General features: G+C 73.0%; 6 protein-coding genes. 1 reads left to right on the top strand and 5 read right to left on the bottom strand.

Annotated features, from left to right (window positions below; translation table 11 throughout):
• Positions 1–164 precede the first annotated feature (164 nt).
• Positions 165–629, top strand: a complete 465-nt coding sequence (locus ACWGDE_RS35830; RefSeq protein WP_453393255.1) for a carboxymuconolactone decarboxylase family protein — start codon at positions 165–167, stop codon at positions 627–629.
• Between the two features lie 84 nt (positions 630–713).
• Here ACWGDE_RS35830 and ACWGDE_RS35825 read toward each other — a convergent pair whose 3' ends face one another.
• The 5 genes from ACWGDE_RS35825 to ACWGDE_RS35805 form a co-directional block, all read right to left on the bottom strand.
• Positions 714–1529 carry an alpha/beta fold hydrolase gene (locus tag ACWGDE_RS35825; protein ID WP_453393254.1) on the bottom strand — a complete coding sequence of 272 codons (816 nt, stop codon included), beginning with the start codon at positions 1527–1529 and terminating at the stop codon, positions 714–716.
• A 79-nt stretch (positions 1530–1608) separates the two neighbouring features.
• Positions 1609–2502, bottom strand: coding sequence for an alpha/beta hydrolase (locus tag ACWGDE_RS35820; RefSeq protein ID WP_453393253.1), 894 nt, complete (start codon positions 2500–2502; stop codon positions 1609–1611).
• Positions 2503–2683: 181 nt separating this feature from the next.
• Positions 2684–3901 (bottom strand): kynureninase, encoded by a 1218-nt coding sequence (gene kynU, locus ACWGDE_RS35815; RefSeq protein ID WP_453393252.1) that lies wholly within the window; start codon positions 3899–3901, stop codon positions 2684–2686.
• Positions 3894–4742 (bottom strand): tryptophan 2,3-dioxygenase family protein, encoded by an 849-nt coding sequence (locus tag ACWGDE_RS35810; RefSeq protein ID WP_453393251.1) that lies wholly within the window; start codon positions 4740–4742, stop codon positions 3894–3896. Before ACWGDE_RS35810 ends, kynU begins: the two co-directional genes overlap by 8 nt.
• A gap of 187 nt (positions 4743–4929) precedes the next feature.
• Positions 4930–5343: a DUF3151 domain-containing protein gene (locus tag ACWGDE_RS35805; RefSeq protein WP_453393250.1), complete on the bottom strand. Its 414-nt coding sequence runs from the start codon at positions 5341–5343 to the stop codon at positions 4930–4932.
• Between the last annotated feature and the right edge of the window lie 16 nt (positions 5344–5359).

Raw genomic sequence — 5359 nt, 5'->3', positions numbered from 1 at the left:
AGTAGTTGTCTTTTACTTTTCTTTAAGAGCCTTGTGCGGGCAGGCTTGTTTGGAGTCACTAGACACGGTCAGGCACAGCGAAAATGTCGAAGACAGCCAGCGCACAGTCCCCGCCACCCTCCCCCTCCGCCCCCTCCCCCTCCGCCCCCGCCTCCATCTCCCGGATGCCCAACCCGGGCGACTTCGTGCCCGAGCTGGCCGATGTCAGTGCCGCGCTCTTCCGGGCCACCGGCAACCGTTCGGTTCCGCGGACCACCATGAGCCTCGTTCACCTGCGCGCCGGGCAGATCGTCGGCAACACCTATCTGACCGTCCTGAACACCGGTTTCCTCCGCAAGGCCGGGGTGACCGAGGAGCGCATCACCGCCGTCTCCTCCTGGGCGGACGCCCTCTGCTTCACCGAGGCCGAGCGCGCCGCGCTCGCCCTGGTGGAGGCCACCTTCCAGCCCGCGCCCCCCGGCAAGGAGCGCGTCTGCGACGAGCTGTACGCGGAGGTCGCCAAGCACTACGACGACAAGGCCCTCGCCACCCTCACCATCGCGATCGGGCAGATCGGCTTCTTCATCGCCCTGGCGGTCATCGGCAAGCCCGCGCCGGTCACGTCCCTGGCCGACCAGCAGTGGGACTGAGTCCCCGGACCGCCTCGGGGAGCGCGCCGGATCACCGCGCGCTCCCCGGCCTCGGGCCCGCCTCGGGCCGGTGTCGGGCCCGCCTCAGGCCTGCCGGATGAAGCGGGTGACGGCCTCCACGTACTCCCGCGGATGAGTGACGTGCGGGATGTGGCCCGCGCCTTCGAGCGTCTGGCGCCGGGCCCGGGGCAGGGCCGCGGCCAGGTGGTCGAGGATGACCGACAGCCACGGCGGGCTCTGCGTACCGCCGCTCAGCAGAACCGGTGCCTCGCACCGGGCGAGCCCCTCCAGGTCCAGCTTCGCCCAGTCCGGGTCCGACTGTTCGTCCAGGAAGGTCGGGGCGTTGTGCACGAACGTCACGCGCGCCTGCTCGGGAAGCCGGTCCCACATCCCGGGCCCCATGGCGACCGTCTCCACGAACAGCCGCGCGCCCTGCTCGTGTTCGCCCTTCCTCAAGAGGTCGAGCACGGCCTCGACCGACGCCCCCGCCGCCGCCATCCCCTCCAGCGCGGCCGTGTCGTCGGCCACGATCGCGAGGAGCGGCGGTTCGTGCGCCGTGATGCTGCGGAAGAGCTCCGGCCGGCGCGCCGCGAGACCCAGCGCGGTGGCGGCGCCGAAGGAGTTGCCGGCCACGTGCGCGGGTGCCGGGCCGAGTTGTTCGATCAGGGCCGCCAGATCGTCCTCGTCCTGCCTGCGCGTGCCCGGCCCCGTGCCGGCCTCGCTCCGCCCGTGGCCGCGGCGGTCGTACGTCAGTACCCGGAACGAGGCGCGGAAGTCCGCGTCGATCGCGGGCTGCCAGGAGGTGTGGTCGTTCCAGGAACCGTGGACGAGGACGAGGGGTTCGCCCTCCCCGACGACCTCGTAGTAGAGCTTCGGGCCAGGTGTACGGAGAAAGGGCATGCCCTCTCCCTACCAACGCGCCCGACCCGATAACCGGGCCGGCCTGCGCCTTCAGGCCTACGGCCTAACCCGCCGGTTGCTACCAGGCGAGTTGGGCGATCTCCTCCGAGACCACCGCGCACGCGTCCGCCGCCGGGTCGATGAGGGGGAAGTGGCCGACCCCGTCCAGCAGGGTCAGGCCCACCGTCTCCCCCGCCTGCGCGGCCGCCGCCACGTACGCCTCGGAGACCGCCTCCGGGACCACGATGTCGCTGCGCCCCTGGACCACCGCCGTCGCGATGCCCGTCGGGAGCAGCGCGGCCGGGTCGGCGTACGGGCGGCGTTCGCCGAACGGGACCTCTCCGCCGAGCAGTTGCGCCGAGGCTCCCCCGCAGACGCCGAGCTCCTCCGCCACCGTGAAGTCCGCGATGGGGGCCAGCGCCACCACTCCGCGCAGCAGCGGCGGGACGGCCAGCCGCCAGCCGGCCGGGGCATCGGGCGGGAGGACGTGCCGGGCCGCTGCCCACAGCGCGAGGTGGCCGCCCGCGGAGTGGCCGGTCAGGACCGTGCGCCGGGGGTCGGCCTGCGGCAGGGCGGCCGCGGCCAGGGCGGGCAGGGCGTCCATCGCGGCGGCCACGTCGTCGAAGGTCTCGGGCCAGCGCCCCGCGATCGGGCCCGTGGCGTCCTGGTGGGGCAGCGAACTGCCGCGCCGGTACTCGACGTTGGCGACGGCGAAGCCCCGGCGGGCCAGGAAGTCCGCGAAGGGGGTGATGTGCTGCCTGTCGTACGGGGCGCGCCAGGCGCCGCCGTGCAGGACGACCACCAGCGGGGCGGAACGGGCCGGACCGTCCGCGCCTTCGCCGCGCGGGGCGTAGAAGTCGACGAGCTGGTCGGGGTGTTCCCCGTAGACCGCCGTGGCGTCGGGGGCGACCGGCGGGTGAGAGAAGGCCGAGGCTGCCTCGGCGGCGTCCCGTTCGACTGCGGGGTCCGTCATCGGCTCAACCTCCGGTAACGCGTGGGACAGGGGGGACTGATGTTCCGGTGTACCCGGCAGAGCGGGACCGTATCAGGCTGGAACGGGCCCTTCCGTGGCGGGCCGGGCGGATACGGACGCGGGCGGAGCCGTAGCCCCGCCCGCGCCCTGATGTGACGTTTCGCTACCCGTTGCTACCAGGTCACCCGAAAATGTGACCCAACGTGCGGGCCGCACGCTCCGCGTCGGCGAAACCGACGTACAGCGGGGTGAAGCCGAAGCGCAGGACGTCGGGGGCCCTGAAGTCCCCGATCACACCCCGGGAGATGAGCTCGCGCATGACCTCGGCCGCGTTCTCCGTACGGAGGGAGACCTGGCTGGCGCGCCGATCGTGCTCGGTGGGGGTGACCAGTTCGACCACACCCTCGGGTACGTACGCCGCCACGCACTCGAGGAAGAAGTCGGTCAGCGCGAGCGACTTGGCGCGGACGTCCTCGACCGCGACCCCGTCCCAGGCGTCGAGGGCGGCCTCCAGGGCGAGCATGGAGAGGATGTCCGGGGTCCCGACCCGGCCCCGGACCACGCCGGGCGCGGCCTCGTAGGACGGGGTCATCGCGAAGGGCTCCGCGTGGCCGTTCCAGCCCGGCAGCGGGGAGTCGAACGCGGCCTGGTGCCGGGCGGCGATGTACAGGTACGCGGGGGCACCGGGGCCGCCGTTGAGGTACTTGTACGAGCATCCGACCGCGAGGTCCACGCCGTGCGCGTCGAGGTCGACGGGCAGGGCGCCGGCCGTGTGGCACAGGTCCCAGACGATGACCGCGCCCGCCGCGTGGGCGGCGGCGGTCAGACCGGGGAGGTCGTGCAGCCGGCCGGTGCGGTAGTCGGCGTGGTTGAGGAGGACGACGGCGGTGTCGGCCGTCATCGCCTCCGCCGCACGCGCCGGGTCCACCGGTACGACCCGCAGGCCCGTCATACGGGCCGCCGACTCGGCGATGTAGCCGTCGGTGGGGAAGGTGGCGGCGTCCACGATCATCTCGCCGCGGCCGGGCGCCGCGAGACGGGCGGCGCCGACCAGCGCCTTGAAGAGGTTGACGCTGGTGGAGTCGCCGACGACCACCTGGCCGGCGGCCGCGCCGATCAGGGGGGCTATCCGGTCGCCGATGCGCTCGGGGGCGTTCCACCAGTTGGCTTCGCCCTCGGTCCAGGAACGGATGAGCTGCGTGCCCCACTGCTGGGTGACGACCTCCGCGAGGCGCTCGGCGACTCCTGCCGGGAGGGCGCCGAGGCTGTTGCCGTCGAGGTAGACGACGCCCTCGGGGAGGGTGAAGCGCTCGCGGAGCTTGCCGAGGCCGTCGGCGGCGTCGAGCTCGGCGGCCCGCCCGGCCAGGTCCGGGCCCTGCCCGGCCGAGGTGTCAGACATGGCTGCGCGCCGTCCAGAGCTCCGGGAAGACGTTCTTCGTGGCCCGCTTCTCCAGCCAGGTCACGCCCGCCGAACCGCCGGTGCCCGTCTTGGCGCCCATCGCGCGGCGGGTGGCGACCAGGTGGTCGTTGCGCCAGCGCCAGACCAGTTCGGCGACGTCCGTGAGGACCTCGCCGAGCCGGTGCAGGTCCAGGTGGGCGTCCGGGGTCGCGTACAGGGAGGTCCAGACGGCCTCGACCTCGGGCGAAGGCTCGTAGCGCTGGGTCAGGTCGCGGTCGAGGACCGACTGCGGGACGGCCAGGCCGCGGCGGGCCAGGAGGCTCAGGACCTCGTCGTAGAGGCTGGGCTCGTGCAGGGCCTTCTCCAGCTCCGCGTGGACGCGCGGCGCGCCGCGGTGCGGGACCAGCATGGAGGAGGACTTCTCGCCGAGCAGGAACTCCATCCGGCGGTACATCGCCGACTGGAAGCCGGAGCCCTCGCCGAGGGCGGCGCGGTACGCGTTGAACTGGCCCGGGGTCAGCTGGGCGAGGGGGCGCCAGGAGGCGTTGAGGGCCTCCAGCTCGCGGAGGGATCGTTTCAGCGCATCCATCGCGACGGGGAGCTCGTCCTCGCGGAGCGCCTGAGCAGCGGTCTCCCACTCGTGGACGATGACCGTGAACCACAGCTCCATGACCTGGGTGGTGACCAGGAAGACCATCTCGCCCGGGTCGTCCGAGCGCAGGTGCTGGAGGTGGGTGAGGACGTCCGCCTGGACGTAGTCCTCGTAGGGGGTCGTGCCGGCGAAGTCGAGGTTCGGGGTGTCCGAACCGCCGTCTCCGGAGGCATCAAGGGCGTGCGACATCGCTGTCTCCTCGATACGTGCTTCCGGGTAGCGGTCCGCTCCTTCCGGTGAGGTGAGTGGAGCTCCGGTCCCCTGTCCGCATCATAAGACCGGCGTGCCGCAGCGCTTCAATAGTGAGTGCTGCACGTCACATTCCGCGACCGGGCGGGCCCCCTCGGGGAGCCCGCCCGGTACCGGCCGTACGACGTCAGGCGCCGAGGACGTCCGCCGCGGTCTCCGAGGAGTCGCGCAGGAAGGTCGAGCAGCGCTCGTACTCCTCCTTCTCGTCGATCGCGCCGGCCGCGCGGGCCAGGGCGTTCAGGGCGCGCAGGAAGCCGCGGTTCGGCTCGTGCTCCCACGGCACCGGGCCGTGGCCCTTCCAGCCGGCGCGGCGCAGCGCGTCGAGGCCGCGGTGGTAGCCCGTACGGGCGTACGCGTACGACTCGACCGTGCGGCCGGCGGCGAACGCCTCGTCGGCGAGGACGGCCCAGGCGAGCGAGGAGGTCGGGTGCGCGGCGGCCACCTCGGCGGCGGGGGTGCCGGCGGCGATGGCCTCGCGGCCGGGCTCGTCGGGGAGGTGGGTGGGGGCGGGGCCCCCGAGCAGGTTCTGGTGAATGGACATGCCCACAGTCTGGGGT

Source organism: Streptomyces sp. NPDC054956, assembly GCF_053609185.1.
The sequence above is the reverse complement of the archived record's forward strand: the minus strand, read 5'-3'. Positions and strand labels throughout refer to the sequence as shown.